This is a genomic window from Sphingomonas sp. CD22, assembly GCF_034556155.1.
Classification (GTDB): Bacteria; Pseudomonadota; Alphaproteobacteria; order Sphingomonadales; family Sphingomonadaceae; genus Sphingomonas.
This window is the reverse complement of the sequence record NZ_JAYDYX010000004.1, coordinates 328093-349607: the sequence shown is the minus strand read 5'-3', so window position 1 is coordinate 349607 and position 21515 is coordinate 328093. Positions and strand designations below refer to the sequence as shown.

At 67.7% G+C, this 21515-nt stretch carries 18 protein-coding genes and 2 tRNA genes; 9 read left to right on the top strand and 11 right to left on the bottom strand.

All coding sequences use genetic code 11. From position 1 onward, the window contains the following. Positions 1 to 41 precede the first annotated feature (41 nt). The 4 genes from glgB to SFC76_RS10270 form a co-directional block, all read right to left on the bottom strand. Positions 42 to 2207, bottom strand: a complete 2166-nt coding sequence (gene glgB, locus SFC76_RS10285) for a 1,4-alpha-glucan branching protein GlgB (RefSeq protein ID WP_322849377.1) — start codon at positions 2205 to 2207, stop codon at positions 42 to 44. Further along, the gene (locus tag SFC76_RS10280; RefSeq protein ID WP_322849376.1) at positions 2204 to 4636 is read right to left on the bottom strand and encodes a glycogen/starch/alpha-glucan phosphorylase; all 2433 of its coding nucleotides are present in this window, start codon (positions 4634 to 4636) and stop codon (positions 2204 to 2206) included. The genes glgB and SFC76_RS10280 overlap by 4 nt, the downstream gene beginning before the upstream one ends. Before the next feature lie 79 nt (positions 4637 to 4715). Then, on the bottom strand, positions 4716 to 6023 hold the full coding sequence (locus SFC76_RS10275) for an Nramp family divalent metal transporter (protein WP_322849375.1): 1308 nt from the start codon (positions 6021 to 6023) through the stop codon (positions 4716 to 4718). A gap of 389 nt (positions 6024 to 6412) precedes the next feature. Next, positions 6413 to 7048, bottom strand: coding sequence for a DNA-3-methyladenine glycosylase 2 family protein (locus SFC76_RS10270; RefSeq protein WP_322849374.1), 636 nt, complete (start codon positions 7046 to 7048; stop codon positions 6413 to 6415). A gap of 57 nt (positions 7049 to 7105) precedes the next feature. On the opposite strand from SFC76_RS10270, the gene SFC76_RS10265 reads away from it, so the two are divergent. After that, positions 7106 to 7423 carry a 2Fe-2S iron-sulfur cluster-binding protein gene (locus tag SFC76_RS10265; RefSeq protein WP_179508309.1) on the top strand — a complete coding sequence of 106 codons (318 nt, stop codon included), beginning with the start codon at positions 7106 to 7108 and terminating at the stop codon, positions 7421 to 7423. 156 nt (positions 7424 to 7579) lie between these two features. On the opposite strand, the gene rlmB is transcribed toward SFC76_RS10265, so the two are convergent. Together rlmB and SFC76_RS10255 are read right to left on the bottom strand one after the other, a co-directional pair. Next, positions 7580 to 8323: a 23S rRNA (guanosine(2251)-2'-O)-methyltransferase RlmB gene (rlmB, locus tag SFC76_RS10260; RefSeq protein ID WP_322849373.1), complete on the bottom strand. Its 744-nt coding sequence runs from the start codon at positions 8321 to 8323 to the stop codon at positions 7580 to 7582. A gap of 33 nt (positions 8324 to 8356) precedes the next feature. Next, positions 8357 to 9952: a M20/M25/M40 family metallo-hydrolase gene (locus SFC76_RS10255; RefSeq protein WP_322849372.1), complete on the bottom strand. Its 1596-nt coding sequence runs from the start codon at positions 9950 to 9952 to the stop codon at positions 8357 to 8359. Positions 9953 to 10104: 152 nt separating this feature from the next. On the opposite strand from SFC76_RS10255, the gene SFC76_RS10250 reads away from it, so the two are divergent. The 4 genes from SFC76_RS10250 (at position 10105) to SFC76_RS10235 (ending at position 12922) form a co-directional block, all read left to right on the top strand. Beyond that, a tRNA-Tyr gene (locus tag SFC76_RS10250) sits at positions 10105 to 10190 on the top strand. 165 nt (positions 10191 to 10355) lie between these two features. Then, positions 10356 to 10931, top strand: coding sequence for an SRPBCC family protein (locus SFC76_RS10245; RefSeq protein WP_322849371.1), 576 nt, complete (start codon positions 10356 to 10358; stop codon positions 10929 to 10931). Continuing rightward, positions 10928 to 12109 carry a zinc-dependent alcohol dehydrogenase gene (locus SFC76_RS10240; RefSeq protein ID WP_322849370.1) on the top strand — a complete coding sequence of 394 codons (1182 nt, stop codon included), beginning with the start codon at positions 10928 to 10930 and terminating at the stop codon, positions 12107 to 12109. The genes SFC76_RS10245 and SFC76_RS10240 overlap by 4 nt, the downstream gene beginning before the upstream one ends. 27 nt (positions 12110 to 12136) lie before the next feature. Further along, positions 12137 to 12922, top strand: coding sequence for an SDR family NAD(P)-dependent oxidoreductase (locus tag SFC76_RS10235; RefSeq protein ID WP_322849369.1), 786 nt, complete (start codon positions 12137 to 12139; stop codon positions 12920 to 12922). A gap of 54 nt (positions 12923 to 12976) precedes the next feature. On the opposite strand, the gene SFC76_RS10230 is transcribed toward SFC76_RS10235, so the two are convergent. Further along, a tRNA-Gly gene (locus SFC76_RS10230) sits at positions 12977 to 13050 on the bottom strand. A 129-nt stretch (positions 13051 to 13179) separates the two neighbouring features. Between SFC76_RS10230 and SFC76_RS10225 the strand changes: the two genes are divergently transcribed. Beyond that, the gene (locus SFC76_RS10225) at positions 13180 to 14451 is read left to right on the top strand and encodes a methyltransferase family protein (protein WP_322849368.1); all 1272 of its coding nucleotides are present in this window, start codon (positions 13180 to 13182) and stop codon (positions 14449 to 14451) included. 245 nt (positions 14452 to 14696) lie between these two features. On the opposite strand, the gene SFC76_RS10220 is transcribed toward SFC76_RS10225, so the two are convergent. The 4 genes from SFC76_RS10220 to purM are packed head-to-tail and all read right to left on the bottom strand — an operon-like array spanning position 14697 to position 17239. Next, positions 14697 to 15287: a hypothetical protein gene (locus SFC76_RS10220; RefSeq protein WP_322849367.1), complete on the bottom strand. Its 591-nt coding sequence runs from the start codon at positions 15285 to 15287 to the stop codon at positions 14697 to 14699. Continuing rightward, entirely contained in the window at positions 15284 to 15574 is a 291-nt protein-coding gene (locus tag SFC76_RS10215; RefSeq protein ID WP_322849366.1) for an MmcQ/YjbR family DNA-binding protein, read from the bottom strand. Before SFC76_RS10215 ends, SFC76_RS10220 begins: the two co-directional genes overlap by 4 nt. Further along, a complete protein-coding gene (gene purN / locus SFC76_RS10210; RefSeq protein WP_322849365.1) occupies positions 15571 to 16134 on the bottom strand; it encodes a phosphoribosylglycinamide formyltransferase in 564 nt (187 codons plus the stop codon). The genes SFC76_RS10215 and purN overlap by 4 nt, the downstream gene beginning before the upstream one ends. Continuing rightward, on the bottom strand, positions 16127 to 17239 hold the full coding sequence (gene purM, locus SFC76_RS10205) for a phosphoribosylformylglycinamidine cyclo-ligase (protein ID WP_322849364.1): 1113 nt from the start codon (positions 17237 to 17239) through the stop codon (positions 16127 to 16129). Before purM ends, purN begins: the two co-directional genes overlap by 8 nt. Positions 17240 to 17366: 127 nt before the next feature. On the opposite strand from purM, the gene SFC76_RS10200 reads away from it, so the two are divergent. Genes SFC76_RS10200 through SFC76_RS10190 form a run of 3 tightly spaced genes read left to right on the top strand, consistent with a single transcriptional unit; the run spans position 17367 to position 21415 of the window. Further along, positions 17367 to 18611, top strand: coding sequence for a heavy-metal-associated domain-containing protein (locus SFC76_RS10200; RefSeq protein ID WP_322849363.1), 1245 nt, complete (start codon positions 17367 to 17369; stop codon positions 18609 to 18611). A 3-nt stretch (positions 18612 to 18614) separates the two neighbouring features. Continuing rightward, positions 18615 to 19253, top strand: a complete 639-nt coding sequence (locus SFC76_RS10195; protein WP_322849362.1) for an HdaA/DnaA family protein — start codon at positions 18615 to 18617, stop codon at positions 19251 to 19253. Continuing rightward, positions 19250 to 21415 carry an RNA degradosome polyphosphate kinase gene (locus SFC76_RS10190; protein WP_322849361.1) on the top strand — a complete coding sequence of 722 codons (2166 nt, stop codon included), beginning with the start codon at positions 19250 to 19252 and terminating at the stop codon, positions 21413 to 21415. The genes SFC76_RS10195 and SFC76_RS10190 overlap by 4 nt, the downstream gene beginning before the upstream one ends. Positions 21416 to 21515: the final 100 nt, after the last annotated feature.

The following is a 21515-nucleotide window of genomic DNA, read 5'->3' as shown; positions in this document are numbered from 1 at the left end:
TCCCTCCAAATATCGTCGTTATCGGTGCGCGCGTCGCGCGCTTAGCCGTCGAATTGCAGCATGACCGTCGCCAGCGGCGGCAGCGTCACCCAGGCCGCGCCGTCCTTGGCCTCGACCCCGCCGAGATTGCCGAGGCCCGATCCCCAATAATCGTGCGCGTCGGAATTGATGATCTCCCGCCAGCGTCCGTCATGGGGCAGGGGGATGCGATACGGCGCCCGCGCCACCGGCGTCAGGTTGGCGATCACCGCCACCGGTCGCTCGCCCGGTGCCTTGCGCAGCCAGGCGAACACCGAATTTGCGGCATCGTCGCCGATCAGCCATTCGAACCCTTCCGGCTCGCAATCGCGCGCGTGCAGCGCCGGGGTATCGCGGTAGAGGCGGTTGAGATCGCGGACCAGCCTGCGCACGCCGCCATGCGCCGCGGACTGGCCGAGATGCCAGTCGAGCGCGCGCTCCTCGCTCCATTCCTGCCGCTGTGCGAATTCCTGCCCCATGAACAGCAGCTTCTTGCCCGGATAACCCCACATGAACGCGTAATAAGCGCGCAGATTGGCGAATTGTTGCCAGTCGTCGCCCGCCATCTTGGTCAGCAGCGATCCCTTGCCGTGGACGACCTCGTCGTGGCTCAGCGGCAGCACGAAATTCTCGTCGAAGGCATAGACGAAGCCGAAGGTGATCTCGCCGTGATGGTGCCGGCGATGCACCGGCTCGCGCGCGAAATACTGGAGCGTGTCGTGCATCCAGCCCATGTTCCACTTGAAGCCGAAGCCGAGCGCCTCGCGCGGCCCCTCCTCGAACGCGGGCATCGACACGCCCGGCCAGCTCGTCGATTCTTCGGCGACGGTGAAGACGCCGTCTTCCTTGCCGTAGACCGCGCGGTTCATCTCGCGCAGGAAGCTCACCGCCTCCCAATTCTCGCGGCCGCCCTCGTCGTTGGGGATCCACTCGCCCGCCTCGCGGCTATAGTCGCGGTAGAGCATCGAGGCGACCGCATCGACGCGCAGGCCGTCGACATGATAGCGTTCCGGCCAGAACAGCGCGTTGTTGATGAGGAACGAGCGCACTTCGCGCCGCCCGAAATTGTAGATCGCGGTGTTCCAGTCGGGATGGAAGCCGAGCCGCGGGTCTTCGTGCTCGTACAAAGCGGTGCCGTCGAAGCGCGTGAGGCCGTGCGGGTCGACCGGGAAATGCGCCGGCACCCAGTCGAGCAGCACGCCGATCCCGGCGCGATGCGCACCGTCGACGAAGCGCGCGAACCCGTCCGCATCGCCGAACCGTGCCGACGGCGCGTAGAGCCCCGTCGTCTGATAGCCCCATGACGGATCATAGGGATGCTCGCTGATCGGCATGAATTCGATGTGGGTGAAGCCGAGGTCGACGACATAGGGGATCAGCCGGTCGGCGAGCGCGTCCCACGACAGATACCAGCCGTTCGCATCCTTGTCCCAGCTTCCCGCATGGACCTCGTAGATGCTGACCGGCACCCGGCGCGGATCGACCTTCGCCCAGGTCTCGCGATGCGCGTCGTCGCCCCAGACGTGTGCGGGCGGCGCGGTGGTGATCGATGCGGTCTTCGGCCGCAGTTCGGCGGCGAAGGCGAAGGGATCGGCCTTCAGCGGCTGGAGCGTGCCGTCGGGTCCGACGATCGCGAATTTGTAGCTGCGACCCGCCCCGACGTCGGGCAGGAAGATTTCCCACACGCCGATGTCGCTGCGCCGGCGCATCACGTGGCGGGTGTCGTTCCAGTCGTTGAAGTCGCCGACCACCGAAACGCGCCGCGCATTGGGGGCCCATACCGCGAAATGCATGCCGCTCGCGCCCTGATGCTCGATCAGATGCGCGCCCATCTTGTCGTAGAGGCGGAAATGCGAGCCCTCGGCGATCAGATAATCGTCGGTCGGGCCGAGCACCGGCCCGAAACTATAGGGATCGGTCACCCACCATTCCGCGCCGAACCCCTGTGCCTTGTGTCTGATCGGCTGCGGCGCACCGGCGATCGGACCTTCGAACAGGCCGGCATCCTCGATCCGGGTCAGCGCGCCCAGCGGCGTCCCGGCGAGATCATGCGCTTCCGCGGTCTCGGCGCCGGGGATCCAGGCGCGCGCGAACGTCCCTTCCGGCCCGGCGAACGTGCCGAGCAACGAGAACGGATCGTCGTGGCGCCCTTCCAGCAATGCGGCGATGGCGCCACGCGGCGGTTTCACATCACACCCCAGATCTGTTTGGCATATTCGCCGATCGTCCGGTCCGACGAGAACCAGCCCATGTTGGCGACGTTGAGCACCGCCGACCGGCCCCAAGCATCGGCATCGCTCCAGCGTGTATCGACCTGTCGCTGCGCGGCGGCATAAGCGTCGAAGTCGGCGGCGAGCATGAACCAGTCATGCTCGTACAAACCGTCCATCAGCCCCTTGTAGCGATCGGGATCGTCGGGCGAGAACACGCCCGACGCGATCGCGTTGACCGCCTGCGCCAGCTCGCGCGACCCCTCGATCACTTGGCGGCCGCGATAGCCGCTCGCGCGCTTCTCGGCGACCTCGTCGGCGGTGAGGCCGAAGATGAAGATATTGTCGTCGCCGACATGATCCTTGATCTCGATATTGGCGCCGTCCAGCGTGCCGATGGTCAGCGCGCCGTTGAGCGCGAACTTCATGTTGCCGGTGCCCGACGCCTCCATGCCCGCGGTCGAGATCTGCTCGGACAGATCGGCGGCGGGGATGATCCGCTCGGCGAGGCTCACGTTGTAATTGGGGATGAACGCCACCTTCAGCAGGTCGCCGACCGCGGGGTCGGCGTTGATCCGCTTGGCGACGTCGTTCGCCAGTTTGATGACGAGCTTGGCGGTATGATAGCTCGACGCCGCCTTGCCGGCGAACAGCTTGACGCGGGGCACCCAATTGCGCTCGGGATGGCTGCGGATCTGGTCGTACAGCGCCACCGCCTCGACGATCCCGAGCAACTGGCGCTTGTATTCGTGGATGCGCTTGATCTGCACATCGAAGATCGCATCCGGGTCGAGCGCCAGCCCCATGCTGTCCTTGATGTAGGTCGAGAGCGTCACCTTGTTCGAACGCTTAACGGCGGCGAAACGCTCCCGAAACGATGAATCATTTGCGAAGGGCGCGAGCGCGGTCAGCTTGGCGGCGTCGTCCTTGAAATCCTCGCCGATCGCCTCGACCAGCAGGCCGGTGAGGCCCGGGTTGCACTGCTGCAGCCAGCGGCGCGGGGTGATGCCGTTGGTCTTGTTGTTGATGCGGTCGGGATAGAGTGTGTGAAGATCGGCGAACACCGTCTTCTTCATCAATTCGGTGTGCAATGCCGCCACGCCGTTGACGCTGTGGCTGCCGGCGAAGGCGAGGTTCGCCATCCTGACGCGCCGCTCGCCGCCCTCGTCGATCAGGCTGATCGCGGCGATCGCACGGCCGTCGATGCCATCGACTTTGCTCGCCTCGCGCAGCAATCTGGCGTTGATCGCATAGACGATCTGCATGTGCCGCGGCAGCAACCGCTCGAACAACGGCAGCGGCCAGCTTTCCAGCGCCTCGGGCAGCAACGTGTGGTTGGTATAGCCGAAGGTCGCCCGGGTGATGTCCCACGCCTCGTCGAACGACAGTTCGTGGAAATCGGTGAGCAACCGCATCAGTTCGGCGACCGCGACCGCCGGGTGCGTGTCGTTGAGCTGGATCGCCGCCTTGTCGGACAAAGTGCGGATATCGCCGAAATATTGCAGGTGCCGGCGGACGATGTCCTGGATCGATGCGGAGGAGAAGAAATACTCCTGCCGCAACCGCAATTCCTGCCCCGCCGGCGTGCTGTCGTTGGGATAGAGCACGCGGGTCAGCGTCTCGGCGCGCATCTGCCCGGCGAGCGCGCCCTCGAAATCGCCGGCGTTGAACCGGTCGAGCTTGATCGGGTCGAAGGCGCGGGCGTTCCACAATCGCAGTGTGTTGACGCGCTTGCCGCGCCAGCCGACCATCGGCGTGTCGACCGCGACCGCCTCGACCGCCTCGGCGGGCGACCAGTGGATCTGGCCCGCCGCGGTCGCGGTGACCTCGCCGCCGAAGCCGACGAAATAGGCGCTCTCGCGCCGCTCGAACTCCCAGGGGTTGCCGTGGGCGAGCCAATTCTCCGGCAGCTCGACCTGCCAGCCGTCGTCGAGCCGCTGGCGGAACATGCCGTTCACATAGCGGATGCCATAACCGTAAGCGGGCAGGTCGAGGCTGGCGAGGCTCTCCATGAAACACGCCGCCAGCCGCCCGAGCCCGCCATTCCCTAGCGCGGCATCGGGCTCGATCTCCTCGATCGCGGCGAGGTCGACGCCCAGGCTGGCGAGCGCGTCGGCGACCTCGTCGTTATGGCGCAGGTTGGACAAAGCGTCGCGCAGCAGCCGGCCGATGAGGAATTCGAGGCTAAGGTAATAGACCCGCTTCGCTCCGGCGGCATGCGCCGCCTTGGTCGATTCCATCCAGCGTTCGATGATCTCGTTGCGCAGGGTCAGGATCGTCGCGGCGAGCCAGTCGTGCGGCCGTGCCGCCTGCGCGTCCTTGCCGATCCGGTGGACGAGCGTGTCGACGATCGCCGAGGCGAGCGCGGGGCGGGGGTCGGTCGGTGCGGCGGCTTGGCTGTCTGTCACGGCATGTCCGAAGCAAGAGGAGGGGGCAGTAGACGATGCCGGTCCGCGAAAGTCACCCGCGAAAACGGCCGATCCGGCGTCAGAGCATGCCGACGAGCAAGGTCAGGTTGAGCCCGATGATGATCGCCGCGATGCCCCAGGCGAGCGTGCGCAGCCACCACGGGCTGACGAACCGCCCCATCACCCGCGACTGGCCGGTGAACAGCACCAGCGGCACGACCGCGAACGGCAATTGCAGGCTCAGCACCACCTGGCTCAGCACCAGCAGCTTGGTCGCGCCGCCGTCACCCGACAGGCCGACGACGAACACCGCCGGCACGATCGCGAGCAGCCGCGTCACCATCCGCCGCAGCCACACCGGCAGCCGCAGGTTGAGGAACCCCTCCATCACGATCTGCCCGGCGAGCGTCCCGGTGACGGTGGAATTCTGTCCCGAGGCGAGCAACGCGACGCCGAATACGATGCTCGCCGCGCCGACGCCCATCATTGGCGCGAGCAGGCGATAGGCCTCGTCGATCTCGGCGATCTCGGTGCGGCCGGCGGTATGGAACACCGCCGCGGCGACGATCAGGATCGCGGCGTTGATGAAGAAGGCGAGGCCGAGCGCGACCGTGCTGTCGATCGTCGCCCATTTCGCCGCCTCCGCCTTGCCGGCATCGCTCGGTTCGAACGCGCGGGTCTGGACGATCGAGGAATGGAGATAGAGATTGTGCGGCATCACCGTCGCGCCGAGGATGCCGATCGCCAGATAGAGTTTGGCGGGATCGGTGACGATCCCCGGCGACGGCACGAAGCCCGCCAGCACCGCGCCCATGTCGGGCCGCGCGCTGAACAGCTCGAACGCGAAGCAGCCGGCGATGATCAGCAGCAGCGCGACGATGAACGCCTCGATCTTGCGGAAGCCGTAGCGTTGCAGCGCGAGGATCAGGAACACGTCGAGCGCGGTGACGATCACGCCCCATACCAGCGGGATGCCGAACAGCAATTGCAGCGCGATCGCGGTGCCCAGCACCTCGGCGAGGTCGCAGGCGATGATCGCGATCTCGGCGAGCAGCCAGAGCAACATCGACACCGGTTTCGAATAATAGGCCCGGCACGCCTGCGCGAGGTCGAGCCCGGCGGCGATGCCCAGCCGCGCCGACAGCGCCTGCAACACGATCGCCATCAGGTTCGACAGCAGGATGACCGACAGCAAGGTATAGCCGAAGGCGGATCCGCCGGCGATGTCGGTCGCCCAATTACCCGGGTCCATATAGCCGACCGCGACGAGGAACCCCGGCCCCATGAACGCCGCCAACCGCCGCCACCCCGCGCCGCCCACCGGCACCGCGATACTGCGGTGGCTGCCGCTGAGGGATACGGCTGGGGCAGAGGCGGGTGGCGTCATGGCGCCGGTGTGTGGCGGAAGCGGCGCGCGCGGGCAAGGTGCGAGCGCGCCGGCTGGATCAATCGGCTGCAACTATCGGACGAGGGAGAGGCGGCGGATCAGACACTTGCGCCCGTCCACACCCCCGCCATGTGTGAGGACGGGGCGGCGTCAGGGGCTTTGAAAAAAAGTCCTCCCCCGCCAGGGGGAGGTGGCATGCCGAAGGCATGACGGAGGGGGAGGTAAGCGACACGTCTGTTCCGTGTCCTCCCCCTCCGTCACGGCTTCGCCGCGCCACAGTGCCGGGTCGGTCATGCCCCCGGCATGACCTTGAACGGCCGGGGGCCGTTCAACCCGGCACTCCCTGGCGGGGGAGGATTTTCGCTGAGGCCCCGACCGTCGCCCCCGCGCTAAACCGGCGCCGCGTCCACATCAGGACCCGCACCATAATGGTGCCAAGTGAAGATAGCCAGCGCGCCGCGATGCGGCCGCCATGCCTCGGCGAGCGCGCGCGTCAGTTTCTCCGATGGCCGCTCGTCATGGCCGAGCAGCCGCCCGACCTCGATCTGCACCGCAAGGTCGCCCGCCGGCCAGACATCCTCGCGTCCCTCGGCGAACAGCAGATAGATTTCCGCCGACCACCGGCCGATCCCCTTGACCCGGACGAGCTGCGCGATCGCCTCCTCGTCGTCCGCGGGCAGATGATCGAGATCGAGCCGCCCGCTGGTCACCTCCTCGGCGAGGCTGCGCGCATAGCTCGCTTTCTGCCGCGACAGGCCGGCGGCGCGCAGCGTCTCGTCGCTCGCCGCGAGGATGGTGTGGGGATCGCCGGGATCGCCGACCAACGTCTCGAGCTTGCGATACACCGCGGCGGCCGACGCGACGCTCACCTGCTGGCCGAGGATCGTGCGCAGCAGCGTCGCATAGCCGCGCTCGCGCAACCGCGGCGGCGGATAGCCGACGCGGGCGAGGCCGGCGGCGAAGGCCGGCTCCGTCAATGCAAGTGCATCCATCGCCGTGCGAATCTGTTCGGCGCTCAGGCCCATGCTTGATCCTTGACCCAACGCGCGGCATGGCCGTCGGCAACTGTATCGGAGACTGTCATGCCCAAGCTTATCGTCGTCACGCGTGAGGGGGAAGAACGCGAAATCAACGGCGAGGCCGGTTTGTCGGTGATGGAGGTCATCCGCGACGCCGGCATCGACGAATTGCTGGCGCTATGCGGCGGCTGCTGCAGCTGCGCCACCTGCCACGTCCACGTCGATCCGGCGTTTGCCGACAAGCTGCCGGCGATGGGGCCGGACGAGGACGACCTGCTCGATTCGAGCGACGAGCGTAACGCGACCTCGCGCCTGTCGTGCCAGATCCAGATGACGCCGGCGCTCGATGGCCTGAAGGTGACGATCGCGGGGGAGGATTAAGCCAAATTCCTTCCTCGCGAAGCGGGGGAGGGGGACCGCCGGCCGCAGGCCGGTGGTGGAGGGGGCGTTGCCGCAAACAACCAAGTTCGCAGTATCCTCCCCCTCCGTCAGGCCTTCGGCCTGCCACCTCCCCCTGGCGGGGGAGGAATTAGGACGCTACCGCGCCGCCACTGCGTACAGCGCGATCGCCGCGGCGTTTGACACGTTGAGGCTCTCCACCTTCTCGCTGATCGGCAGCTTGGCGAGTTCGTCGCAATGCGCCTCGGTATTCTGGCGCATGCCCTCGCCCTCGGCGCCGAGTACGATGCAGATGCGCTGCGTCCCCAAAGCTTCGGCGAGCGTCTGTTCTGCATGGCCGGTGAGCCCGATCCGCCAGAACCCCGCCTCGGCGATCTCCTCCAGCGCGCGTGCGAGGTTGACGACCCGCACCCATGGCACCGTCTCCAGCGCCCCCGAGGCCGCGCGCGCGACCGTGCCGCTCTCGGGCGGCGCATGGCGGTCCTGCGTGACGATGCCGAGTGCGTCGAACGCCGCCGCCGAGCGCAGGATCGCGCCGACGTTGTGCGGATCGGTGACCTGATCTAGCACCACCAGCGGTCTCTGGTCGTCCTTGCCCTCGATCAGCAGATCGGCGAGCCAATTGTCCTCGAGCGGCTCGACCTCGGCGACGAGGCCCTGATGCGGCGCGTCGGAGGGCACCAGCCGGCCGAGATCGGCGACATCGGCATAGACCACCGGCATCGACGCCGGAATATCGAGCGAGGCGAGCGCCTCGCGCGTCCCCCACAATTTGCGCACGACGCGGTTCGGGTTGGCGAGCGCCGCCGTCACCGGATGCCGGCCCCAGAATTTGGGCCGGTTGGCGGTGCCCGTCGACGGGCGGTGGCCACGGCGCGCCATCAGCGCGCGCTCGCGGAATTTGAGGTCATGGCATCAGTCATCATTGGCATCGCTATAGGCAAAGGGGTCGGTGACCACCGGCTGCGTCGGCAGCGGCGGCCGGGGCAGCGCCTTGTCGGCGTTGGCGGCGGAAAGCAGGACCGAGGCGAGGACGATCGATCCCTGCCGCAGATCCTCGGGCTTCAGATGGTCGAACGTGTCGACCGACGAATGGTGGACGCGGCTGCCGTAATCGAGCGGGTCCTGGACGAACTGGAAGCCGGGGATGCCCACCTGCTGCAGCAGCACGTGATCGGTGCCGCCGGTCTGCCGCGCGACGACGTTGGCCGCGCCCATCGACGCGAGCGGCGCGAGCCATTCGCGGAAGATCGGCACCACCGCCGGATTGTTCTCGGCATACAGGCCGCGCAGCTTGCCTGAGCCGTTGTCGATGTTGAAATAGGCGGCGAGTTCGCCGTGGCCGGGCAGCGGCACGATCGGCCAGCGATCGGAAAAGCCATAATCGACGCCAGCCGGCTGGTCCGCCGGCGCGCCGCGGCGGGCGAGATGCGCCTTGGTATAAGCGAGGCTGCCGAGCAGGCCTTCCTCCTCCGCACCCCACAGCACGAAGCGGATCGTGCGCTTCGGCCGCACGCCGCTCGCGGCGAGGATGCGCGCCGCCTCCATCACCTCGGCCGATCCGGCGCCATTGTCCGCCGCGCCGTCGCCCGCCACCCAGCTGTCGAGATGCGCGCCGGCCATGACATAGCCAGCCTTGGCGTCGGTGCCGGGGATCTCGGCGATGACGTTATAGGCGTTGGCGTCGCTGTCGTCGAAGCGGACGTCGCTGGTGATCTCCAGCGTCGGCGCCGGGCCGATCTTGGCGAGCCGGGCGAGGCGCAGATAATCCTCCTGCGCGATCTGCACCGCGGGCAGCGTCGCGGTATCGCCGGTGCCGAACAGATAGCCCTCGCCATGCACCAGCTTGCCGTCGCGATACGACATCGTCGCCATCGCCACCGCGCCCTCCGCCTTCAGGAAGGCGTCGAGCTTCTTGGTGTAATCGAGCCGCTTGGCGCGGCGGTTGATGCTGGCGGGGTCGTAATCGGGCTGCTGGAACTGGTCGAGCCTGGCGATGTCGTCGCCGGTCAGGCGGCGGAAGTCGGGTTCGGTCGGGTCCTTGGCGGCGCGGGGCAGCGTGACCATCACGATCTTGCCGCGGAGCTGACCGCGATATTTCGCGAAGTCGCGTTCGCGCGCGATCGGCGCGACGATCACCGGCGCGGTGAGCGTGCCGTTGGTCCCCGGCGTCCAGGCGACGGGAATCGCGGTGAGCTGGACAGCGCGCGGCGTCACCATCCGCACGCTGGCGCGCTCGATTCCCCAGCCGCGGCCGAAGGCAAAGCCTTCCTTGCGGACGTTGCGCAGCCCCCATTCGCGGAACTTGCCCTGCGTCCAGGCCTCGGCGGCGCGCGCGCCCGGCGAATTGGCGAGCCGCGGGCCGATCACGTCGGTGAGATATTGCGCGGTCTGCACCACCTGGCTGTGGTTGGTGCCCTGATCGATAATCGCGGCAAGCCCGGCGCGGTCCTGCGCCGCGGCGGGCAGTGCGATGCAAAGGGCGGCGGTGGCGAGCAGGAAGTGGCGCATGAAGGTCCCCGGCGAACGTTGCGGCCGGTGCTAGGCGGCGGTCGCAGTTCGCGCAAGCCGGCGAGGGCGATGCGAAAAACCGCCGCGGGCGCGTTGACAGCCGCGTTTCGCTTCGCCAATAGGCCGCCTCGCTTCAGCGAAGCGGCCCATCTGGACAGGTGGCCGAGTGGTTAAAGGCAGCAGACTGTAAATCTGCCCGTGCAAGCGTACGCTGGTTCGAATCCAGCCCTGTCCACCACCTCCCCGCTTCGGCGGGGAGGGCCTGCACCCAGCGCCGCAGCCGATCGGAAACGTCCTGCATCGCGTGGTAAAATCAGCTTTATCTATTTGAATCCACACGCGTAACGATAGGAACGGGTGCGACTCTCGACGGGTTGGAGCGGTCTTGCGAAGGGAGACCAGCATGACCGACCGACGCGATGACGCGCCCTCCACGACCTACAAGCACGGCGATGCTGCCGACGCCACCACCGCCTCGCTGATCGAGGAGCAGGGCAGTTCGGTGGCCGGACGATCGGTGACGATCAACCGGCCCGTGCGCGAACTTTACGACTTTTTCCGCGATTTCACCAACCTGCCGCATTTCATGGAGAATGTGGTGTCGATCGATGTCGTCGACGCCAAGCTGTCGCATTGGGTGGTCAAGGCGCCTGCCGGCGCTACCGTTGAGTGGGACGCGCGGATCACGCAGGAAGAGCAGGACCGGCTGATCGCCTGGACCTCCGAACCCGGCGCCGACGTCGCCAATTCGGGCCGCATCGAGTTCCGCGACGCCGGCCCGCGCGGCACGGTGGTGACCGCGACGATCGCCTATGACCCGCCCGGCGGCGTCGTCGGCAAGCTGATCGCCAAGATGTTCCAGCGCGAGCCCGCGATCCAGGCCCGCCGCGACCTGCGCCGCTTCAAGCAGCTCATGGAGACCGGCGAGATCGCCACGCCCGCGATGAACCCCAAGCAGTTCGAGGAGATGGGCCTGTGAAAGCGCTCGCATGGCACGGTAAGCACGACGTCCGCATCGACACGGTCGACGATCCCGAGATCGTCAACGATCGCGATTGCATCATCAAGGTCACCTCGACCGCGATCTGCGGTTCCGATCTCCACCTCTACGACGGCTATATCCCGACGATGCAGGCCGGCGACATCCTCGGCCACGAATTCATGGGCGAAGTGGTCGAGGTGGGCGCCAAGTCGACGCTCAAGAAGGGGCAGCGCGTCGTGGTGCCGTTCACCATCGCCTGCGGCAGCTGCTACCATTGCGGCAAGCATCAATATTCGGCCTGCCCCAACGGTCTGCCCGCCGACAATCAGGACATCGCGCAGGAGCTGTACGGCCACGAGATGTCGGGCCTGTTCGGCTACAGCCACATGACCGGCGGCTATGCCGGCGGCCAGGCGGAATATGTCCGCGTGCCGTTCAGCGACGTCGGCCCGATCGTCATCCCCGACGGCGTCTCCGACGACAAGGTGCTCTTCCTGTCGGACATCCTGCCGACCGGCTGGCAGGCGGCCGAATATGCGCAGATCGAGCCGGGCGATACGGTGGCGGTCTGGGGCTGCGGCCCGGTCGGGCTGTTCGCGGTGCAATCGGCATTCCTGATGGGTGCCGAGCGCGTCATCGCGATCGACCATTTCCCCCACCGCCTCGAACTCGCCAAGCGCTTCGGCGCCGAGACGATCAACTTCGAGGAAAGCGCCACCTACGAGGCGCTGATGGAGATGACCGGCGGCATCGGTCCCGATGCGGTGATCGACGCGGTCGGGCTGGAAGCGCACGGCATGTTCGTCGACAACATCATCGACCAGATCAAGGCGTCGACCTTCCTCGGCACCGATCGCCCGCATTCAATCCGTCAGGCGATCATCGCCTGTCGCAAGGGTGGCCGCGTCTCGATGCCGGCGGTCTATGGCGGCTTCGTCGACAAATTCCCGCTCGGCGCGTTCATGGAGAAGGGGCTGACGCTCAAGACCGGCCAGACCCACGTCCAGCATTATATGCCGGCGCTGCTCAACGCGATTATGGAAGACAAGATCGACACCGAGTTCCTGATCTCGCATCGCATGCCGCTGACCGACGCGCCCAAGGGCTACGACCTGTTCAAGAACCATCAGAACGAAACCACCAAGATCGTGCTGAAGCCCGGCATGGTCGCCTGATCGTCTTTCCATCCAAGGATACCGCATATGGCTGACAAATTCGCGATCATCACCGGTGCCTCGACGGGCATCGGCTTCGAACTGGCGTCGCTCGCCGCGCGCAACGGTTACGACATCCTCGTCGTCGCCGACGAGCCGCTGATCGAGGCGGCAGCGGCCGACTTCCGCCAGTACGAGCATGACGTCCAGGCGCTCGAGGCGGACCTGTCGACCCCCGAAGGCGTCGATCGCCTGCTCGAAGCGGCAGGCGGGCGGCGGATCGACCTGCTCTGCGCCAATGCCGGCCGCGGTCTCGGCCATGCCTTTCTCGACCAATCGGTCGAGGATTGGCGCGCGGTGGTCGACACCAACATCACCGGCACCGCCTATCTGTTGCAGAAGGTGCTGCGCGGCATGGTCGCGCGCAACGACGGCAAGGTGCTCGTGACCGGTTCGATCGCGGGTTACATTCCCGGCGCGTTCCAGGCGGTCTACAACGGCACCAAGGCGTTCCTCGACAGCTTCGTCGCCGCCTTGCAGAACGAGATCAAGGATGCCGACGGCGTCACGCTCACCAATCTGATGCCGGGACCGACCGACACCGAATTCTTCGCGCGCGGCGACATGCTCGACACCGATGTCGGCAGCGATCCCAAGAAGGACGACCCCGCCAAGGTCGCCGCGGACGGCTGGGACGCGCTGATGGAAGGCAAGGCCGCGGTCGTGTCCGGCTGGAAGAACAAGATCCAGTCGGCCGTCGCCAACGTCACGCCCAATGCGGTGCTCGCCGAACAGCATCGCAAGATGGCGGAACCCGGCACCGCCGACCATTGATCGTAACGGCGGCTGTGGCCGGTGATCGGCCGCAGCCGTCGGCGCTCAAGGGCGTGGAGCGGGTAACGGGAATCGAACCCGTGTATTCAGCTTGGAAGGCTGCTGTACTACCATTGTACTATACCCGCACGACCTGACGGCCCGGGGGCGTCGATCGAGCCGCGGCTTATCGTCGCGCGGCATGCGGGGTCAAGACCCAAGATCGCGTCCCGTCGTGGTTCATGGCTTGCTTACCGTTGCCGCGCTAAGTCGCCGGGATGGAGCACGATCCCGAACAGGTCCCCGCATCGGCCGACCAGCGTCCCGCGTCTGCCGTCGGTCATGGCGTCGGGCTGGCCGGCATCGCCGGGCTGTTCGCGTGGCTGGCGGCGGCGCTGGCGATCGGCATGGATGGCCCCTATGCGGCGCTGGTCGCACTCGTCGCCTGCGCGCTGCCCATGATCGGCTGGTCGCTGCTGGTCGACAAGGTGCATCGTCGCGCCAGCACCGGCATCGACTGGCACGATCCACGTCCGCTGGCGGAGCGCCGCGACGTCAGCCTGACCAAGCTCGCCGGCCTGTATCTCACCTGGGGCGGTATCGCCTTCCTCTACGGCATCGGGCGCTTCTATTGGGACGGCAATTTCGCCTTCGCCATGTGGTGTTTCGGCTGGGTCATGCCGATCGTCGCGATCCTCGCCGTGCCATATGTGCTCTGGATCGACCGATATCTCGTCGAGCCGCGTGACGGCGCCTGGCACCTCGGCGCGTGGCTGACCGGCCAGCCCGGCGTCGTGCCCGAGGCGATCTACGGCCATCTCCGCGCCTGGGCGGTCAAGGCGTTCTTCCTCGCCTTCATGCTCGCGGTGCTGCCCGGCAATTGGGCGGGCTTCATCCACATCGACCGGGCGAGCCTCCGCGATCCCGTCGCGCTGGTGCAATGGCTGATTGGGCTCATGTTCGTCATCGACGTCAGCTTCGCCACCGTCGGCTATGTCCTGACGCTGCGCCCGCTCGACGCGCACATCCGCAGCGCCAACCCCTATGCCGCCGCATGGACCGCCGCGCTGATCTGCTATCCGCCGTTCATCCTGATGGAGTCGGGCGGCCCGCTCGACTATCATCCGGGGACGCAGGACTGGACATTCTGGTTCGCCGGCCATCCGACCGTATCGGCGATATGGGGTGCGATCCTCGTGCTGCTGACCGCGCTTTACGCCTGGGCGACGGTCGCGTTCGGGCTGCGCTTCTCCAACCTGACCCATCGCGGCATCCTGACGCACGGGCCTTACGCGTGGTCGCGCCATCCGGCCTATCTGTCGAAGAACCTGTTCTGGTGGCTGTCGACCCTGCCGATCCTCACCACCGGCAGCCTGATCGACGCGGTGCGCGCCACCGCATTGATGGGCGTGGTCACCGGCATCTATTATTGGCGCGCCCGCACCGAGGAACGCCACCTCGGCCTGGATCCGGTCTACCGCGCCTATAGCTACTGGATGACCCGCCACGGCGCCGTACCGCGCTTCGGCCGCTGGCTGGTCGGGCGCTAGGTCGGATCGATAGCCAGCCTTAGAATTCCTCCCCCGCAAGGGGGAGGTGGCATGCCCGAGGCATGACGGAGGGGAGGACACGCAACAAGAGTGGTCGCTTACCTCCCCCTCCGTCACGGCTTCGCCGCGCCACAGTGCCGGGTCGGTCATGCCCCCGGCATGACCTTGAACGGCCGGGGGCCGTTCAACCCGGCACTCCCTGGCGGGGGAGGATTTCTCGCGAAAACCCTGAATAACGATCCCGCCTAGACCTTCGGCTTATCCTTCGCCCACAGTGCATCGACGCGCTTCTGGTTGCCGCCCGCCTCGCGCAGCCGCAGGTCGAGCATCTCGACCTTGCGGCCCTGGAAGCGCTGCGGCCGGGTGTGCCAGACGATGTCGTAGATCGCCTGCCGCGTCGTCGGCTGGTCGTCGGTAAAATAGGTGTAGCGGATCAGCACCGGCAGCCGCCCGGTCAGGTCGTCCGCGCCGCCGTCGGTCGCCTGGCGCAGCGCCTTGTCGAACCAGTCCGCCTGGATCGTCTGCGTCACCGAATCCTGCGGCGAGACGCCGAGCGCGGTCGGGAAGCTGACGCGGATGTCGCCGAGCGGATGCGTCTCCTCGCGCGCCAGCACGATCGTCCGCTTGTCCTTGTCGGGCGCGCCGCGCAGCACGAAGCGCGTCTTGTCGCGCGTCGCGCTCGCCTGTTCGATCGCCTTGTCGGCAGCCGCCTGCCGCCGGTCCTGCCAATTGCTGTAGAGCGTCAGCGCCGCGATCACGACGCCGGCGACCGCGACGACCTCGGCCAAAGTGACCCAGCGACGACGGGTCTGCGCCTGGTCGCGCGTCTCGCTCATCGCCCGCCCGCTTCGAGCAGGTCGCGCGGCGCGGCGAGCTCCCAGCTGTGCGCGATCCTGTCCTCGACCAACGTCCAGTCGGTATCCTCGTCGATCGCGACGTCGGTCCACTGCGCCTCGTCGTCGAGCAACTGCACGACGGCCGTACCGTCGGTCCCGTCGCGCACCCGTACGAAGGCGGCATCGCCGACGAAGAAGCTGTTGCCGTCCTGCGCGCGCTCTTCGACTTCGGGCAGCAGCAGGGCGACGGCGCGCACCCGCGCCAGGACAGGGGAGACGTCGGTCATCGCTTCACGAATTCCTTGAGGATCTGGGGATAGAGACGATGTTCCGCCGCGAGCACCCGCGCGGCGAGCGTATCGGGGGTGTCGCCGGCCAGTACCGGCACCTCGGCCTGGCCCAGCAGCGCACCGCCATCCAGCTCCTCGGTGACGATATGCACCGAGCAGCCGGCGACGCCGTCGCCCGCGGCGATCGCCCGCGCATGGGTGTCGAGCCCCTTGTATTTGGGCAGCAGCGAGGGGTGGATGTTGACGATCCGGTCGCGCCATCGCGCGACGAAAGTGTCCGACAGCAGCCGCATATAGCCGGCGAGCGCGATCACCTCGCACCCCGCCTCGCGCAGCGCCGCGTCGAGCTGCGCCTCATAGGCGGCCCTGCCGATCCCCTTGGGGGCCAAGGCGAAGGTGGCGATGCCGCGTCCGCGCGCCCAGGCGAGGCCGGGCGCGTCGGGCTTGTCGGACGCGACCAGCGCGACCGGAATCCCCGCCTCGACCAGCGCCATCATGTTCGAGCCGCGGCCCGAGATCAGGATGCCGACCGTCTTGCCGTCCCCGCCGTCAGCCATGGTCGTGCGTCGCGGTCCAGTCGCTGCGCGCGCTCCACGTCTCGGTTGCGCCGCGCACGGTGCAGCCGCGCGTCCCCGCCTCGACCGCGCCGATCCGGTGCACCGTCTCGCCCGCCGCGGTCAGCGCCGCCGCGACCGCTTCGGCCCGCTCCGCCGCGACGACCACCGCCATGCCGATGCCGCAGTTGAACGTGCGCGCCATCTCCTCTGGCTCGATCGCGCCCTGCGCCTGCAGGAACGCCATCAGCCGCGATTGCTCCCACGCATCGGCATCGATCACCGCATGCGTCCCCTCGGGCAGCACGCGCGGGATATTCTCGAGCAGGCCGCCGCCGGTGATATGCGCCAGACCCTTGATCGCCCCCTCGCGCAGCAGCGGCAGCAGGCTGGCGACATAGATGCGCGTCGGCGCCATCAGGATGTCGATCAGCAGCCGGTCCGAATCGAACAGCGCCGGGCGATCCAGCTTCCAGCCGCGATCCGCCGCCAGCCGCCGGACCAGCGAGAAGCCGTTCGAATGCACCCCCGACGAGGCGAGGCCGAGGATCACGTCGCCCGCGGCGATCTCGCGCCCGGTCAGCACCCGATCGCGCTCGACCGCGCCGACGCAGAAGCCGGCGAGGTCGTAGTCGCCGGGCGCGTACATGCCGGGCATCTCCGCGGTCTCGCCGCCGATCAGCGCGCAGCCCGCCTGTCGGCAGCCCTCGGCGATCGACGCGACGACGCGCTCGGCGATGCCGTTGTCGAGCTTGGCGGTGGCATAATAATCGAGGAAGAACAAAGGCTCGGCGCCCTGGACGATCAGGTCGTTGGCGCACATCGCGACGAGGTCGACGCCCACGCCTTCATGCCGGTCCCATTCGATCGCGAGCTTCAGCTTGGTGCCGACGCCGTCGTTGGCGGCGACCAGCAGCGGATCGGTGAACCCCGCCGCCTTGAGATCGAACATCCCGCCGAAGCCGCCCAGCTCGGCATCCGCGCCGGGCCGGCGCGTCGCCTTGGCGAGCGGCCCGATCGCGCGGACCAGCGCGTTCCCCGCGGCGATCGACACGCCGGCATCGGCATAAGTGTAGGACTGGTCGGACGGGGAGGGCGGGTTGCTCATCCGGCCAGCCTGCTACGATTTGCGATGGTTGCTGGCAATGCCGAACCGAAATCCGCCGCCGCGGCGTGGGGCGAACGGTCACATCCCGCTTGGCATCACCCGTCGGCTTCGCCAAAAGGCCCGCGACATGCGCATCCCCTTGTTTCCCTCGCTCGCCGGTGCGGCCCTGCTGCTCGCTGCCGGTGCATATGCGCAGATCGAGGGCGGGCGCGGCGTCGCGCCGGTCGACAGTTCGGGCGATTTCGAGGTCGGCGGCGTCGATGTCGACGTTGCCGCCAAGACCGCGCAGGCGGCGCGGCTCGGCGGTTGGCGGCTGGCGCAGCGCAAGGCCTGGGTACAGCTTTCGAAGCGGCTCGGCGGCGACGGCGGCCTCGTGTCGGACGGCACGCTCGACCAGCTCGTCTCCGGCATCGTCGTCGAGAACGAACAGATCGGCCCGACCCGCTACATCGCCAAGCTCGGCGTGCTGTTCAACCGCAGCCGCGCCGCATCGGTGCTCGGCATCAGCGCCTATTCGGATCGCTCGCGGCCGATGCTGCTCGTGCCGTTGCAGGTGTCGGGCGGGGTCGAGACGGTGTTCGAGCAACGCACCGACTGGCAGGAGGCGTGGGCACGGTTCCGCACCGGCAACAGCGCGGTCGATTACGTCCGCCCCTCCGGCAACGGCGCCGATTCGCTGCTGCTCAACGCCGGGCAGATCGCCCGGCCGGGGCGCGGCTGGTGGCGGACGGTGATCGACCAATATGGCGCCGCCGATATCCTCATTCCCGTGGTCCGCCTCTACCGCAGCTATCCCGGCGGCCCGATCATCGGCGTGTTCCAGGCGCGGCACGGTCCCGATAACGAACTGCTCGCCAGCTTCACGCTGCGCGTCGGCAGCGCCGCCGGCCTGCCGCGGCTGCTCGACACCGGCGTCGCGCGGATGGACGGGTTGTTCCAGCAGGCGCTGCGTGGCGGCGCGCTCGGCCTCGATCCGACGCTGTCGCCGCCGCCGGCGCCCGAGCCGGTGGTCGATCCCGACGCGATCGACGACGCGGCGAGCGGCGAGACGCTCGCCGAGATCGTCGGCGACACGGGTGCCGCCAATGCCGGCATCGCGCTCACCCTCCAGTTCGACACGCCGGGCGCGAGCGCGGTCGCCAATACCGAGGGACTGGTCCGCAGCATCCCCGGCGTCCGCGCGGCGAGCACCACCAGCCTCGCGCTCGGCGGCCTGTCGCTGATGCGCGTCACCTATGACGGCGATCCCGACGCGCTGCGTGCGGCGCTGGAGGTGCGCGGCTATCAGGTCAGCGGGTCGGGCCAGACGCTCCGCATCCGTCGCGGCGCGCCGACGCCGGCCGCCACCGCCGCCGCCAATCCGACCGGCTGACGCATGAGCAACCAATTGGCGCTGCCCCTCGGGTGGCCGGCCGACCCGAAGGACGATGCCTTTCTCGTCACCCCGTCCAATATCCGCGCCGCGCAGGTGCTGGAGCAATGGGCGAGCTGGCCGGTGATGGCGGCGGTGCTGACCGGCCCGCGCAAATCCGGCCGCAGCCTGCTCGCGCGCATCTTCGCCGCCAAGAGCCAGGGCCGGATCATCGACGATGCCGAGGCGGTGCCCGAGGCGCAGATCTTCCACGCCTGGAACCAGGCGCAGGCGGAGGGGCGGCCGCTGGTGATCGTCGCCGACGCGCTGCCGCCCAGCTGGGCGGTCAAATTGCCCGATCTGCGTTCTCGGCTCGCCGCCAGCCCGCACGCCGCGATCGGCGCGCCCGACGATGAACTGATCGCCGCATTGCTCGCGCATCTGTTCCACCGCCGCGGGCTCGACGCGCGCCCCGATTTGGTGACCTGGCTCAGCACGCGCATCGAACGCAGCCACATCATCGTCCAGCGCGTCGTCGATGCGCTCGATCAGGAGGTGCTGGAAAGCCGCCGCCGCCTCTCGATCCCGCTCGCGCGAACTGTTTTGACCGCGGCGGGGATCGTCACGCAACCGCAACCGTTGCTACCTATGACCGAAGTATGACACGCCCAATCCACCTCTCGCACCTCGCCGCTCCCGATGACGATCCGTTTGTTCCGGAAGTGAACGATCGCTATTTCAACCGCGAGCTGTCGTGGCTCGCCTTCAACCGGCGCGTGCTGGAGGAGGCGTGCAATCCGGCGCATCCGCTGCTGGAACGGCTGCGTTTCCTGTCGATCTCGGGCAACAATCTCGACGAATTCTTCATGGTCCGCGTCGCCGGCCTGAAGGGGCAGCAATTGAAGGACGTCGATCGCCGCTCGTCGGACGGCCTGACTCCGGGGCAGCAGCTTGCCGCGATCACCCGCGAGGCGGACGCGCTGATGGCCAGCCAGCAGGCGGTGTGGGGCGACCTGCGCACGCTGCTCGACGAGGCGGGCCTGCACGTCCTGCGCCGCGACGAGGTCGACGCGCAGGACGCCGAATGGCTCGATGCGCATTTCCGCGAACAGATCTTCCCGATCCTGACGCCGCAGGCGCTCGATCCCGCCCATCCCTTCCCCTTCATCCCCAACAAGGGACTGTCGGTGATGTTCGACGTCGTCCGCGATTCGGACGGCGAGCCGGTGCGCGAACTGGTGATGATCCCGGCGAGCGCCCCGCGCTTCGTCCGCCTGCCCGGCGAGCCCGCGCGTTACGTCTCGATCGAGGCGCTGCTCAAGCGGTTCGCGCCGGTGCTGTTCCCCGGCTATACTTTGGTCGGCGCCGCCGCCTTCCGCGTGCTGCGCGACAGCGACATCGAGATCGACGAGGAGGCGGAGGATCTCGTCCGCTACTTCGCCAATGCGATCAAGCGCCGCCGCCGCGGTCGCGTCATCCGGCTCGAGCTCGAGACGGGGATGCCCGACGCGCTCGCCAAGGTGCTGCGCCACGAATTGGGCGGCGCCGACGCGACGATCACCGAAAGCGGCAATCTGCTCAGCATCGGCGATCTCGACGCGGTGATCGACGAGGATCGGCCCGACCTCAAGTTCCTGCCGTTCGTGCCGCGCTTCCCCGAGCGCATCCGCGAATTCGGCGGCGATTGCTTCGCGGCGATCCGCGCGAAGGACATCGTCGTCCATCACCCCTATGAGACGTTCGACGTCGTGCTCGCCTTCCTCAAACAGGCTGCGCTCGACCCCGACGTCATCGCGATCAAGCAGACGCTGTATCGCGCCGGCAAACAGCCCGCGGTCATCAACGCGCTGATCGCCGCCGCCGAGGCGGGCAAATCGGTCACCGCGGTGGTCGAGCTGCGTGCGCGCTTCGACGAGGAACAGAACATCCTGTGGGCGAGCGCGCTCGAACGCGCCGGCGTACAGGTCGTCTACGGCTTCCTCGAATGGAAGACGCACGCCAAGGTGTCGATGGTGGTCCGCCGCGAGAACGGCCAGTTCCGCACCTATTGCCACTTCGGCACCGGCAATTACCACCCGGTCACCGCGCGAATCTACACCGATCTCAGCTTCTTCACCGCCGATCCGCGGATGGGACGCGATGCAGCGCAGATGTTCAACTACGTCACCGGCTATGTCGAGCCGACCGACATCACCAAGCTCAGCCTCTCGCCGCGCGACCTGCGCCAGAAGCTGCTCGACCTCATCGATGTCGAGATCGCCAATGCCCGCGCCGGCAAGAGCGGGGCGGTATGGGCGAAGATGAACAGTCTCGTCGATCCCGCGATCATCGACAAATTGTACGAGGCGAGCGGCGCGGGGGTCGAGATCGATTTGATCATCCGCGGCATCTGCTGCCTGCGTCCCGGCGTGCCCGGCATGTCCGAGCATATCCGCGTCAAGTCGATCATCGGCCGCTTCCTCGAACACAGCCGCATCTTCTGCTTCGGCAATGGCGCGGCGCTGCCCAACGACGGCGCGAAGGTGTTCATCTCCTCGGCCGACTGGATGCCGCGCAATTTCGACCGCCGCGTCGAATATATGCTGCCGATCGAAAACCCGACGGTGCACGACCAGGTGCTCGACCAGGTGATGGTCGCCAACCTCATCGACACCGAACAAAGCTGGGAACTCGAATCGGACGGCCGCTACGTCCGCGAAACCCCCGGCGACAGGCCGTTCAACCTCCACCGCTATTTCATGACCAACCCGTCGCTCTCCGGCCGCGGCGCGGCGCTGGCGGAAAGCAACGCGGTGCCAACGCTGGCGCTGCGGCGGCGGCGATGACGGCGGATCGGGGCGGGGTCCGGGGTGTGCGGCCCGCCGCGGACGCCCGCTGATGGTCCGTTTGCCGTTCATCACGACGTTGCGCGACCGCCCCGCATCT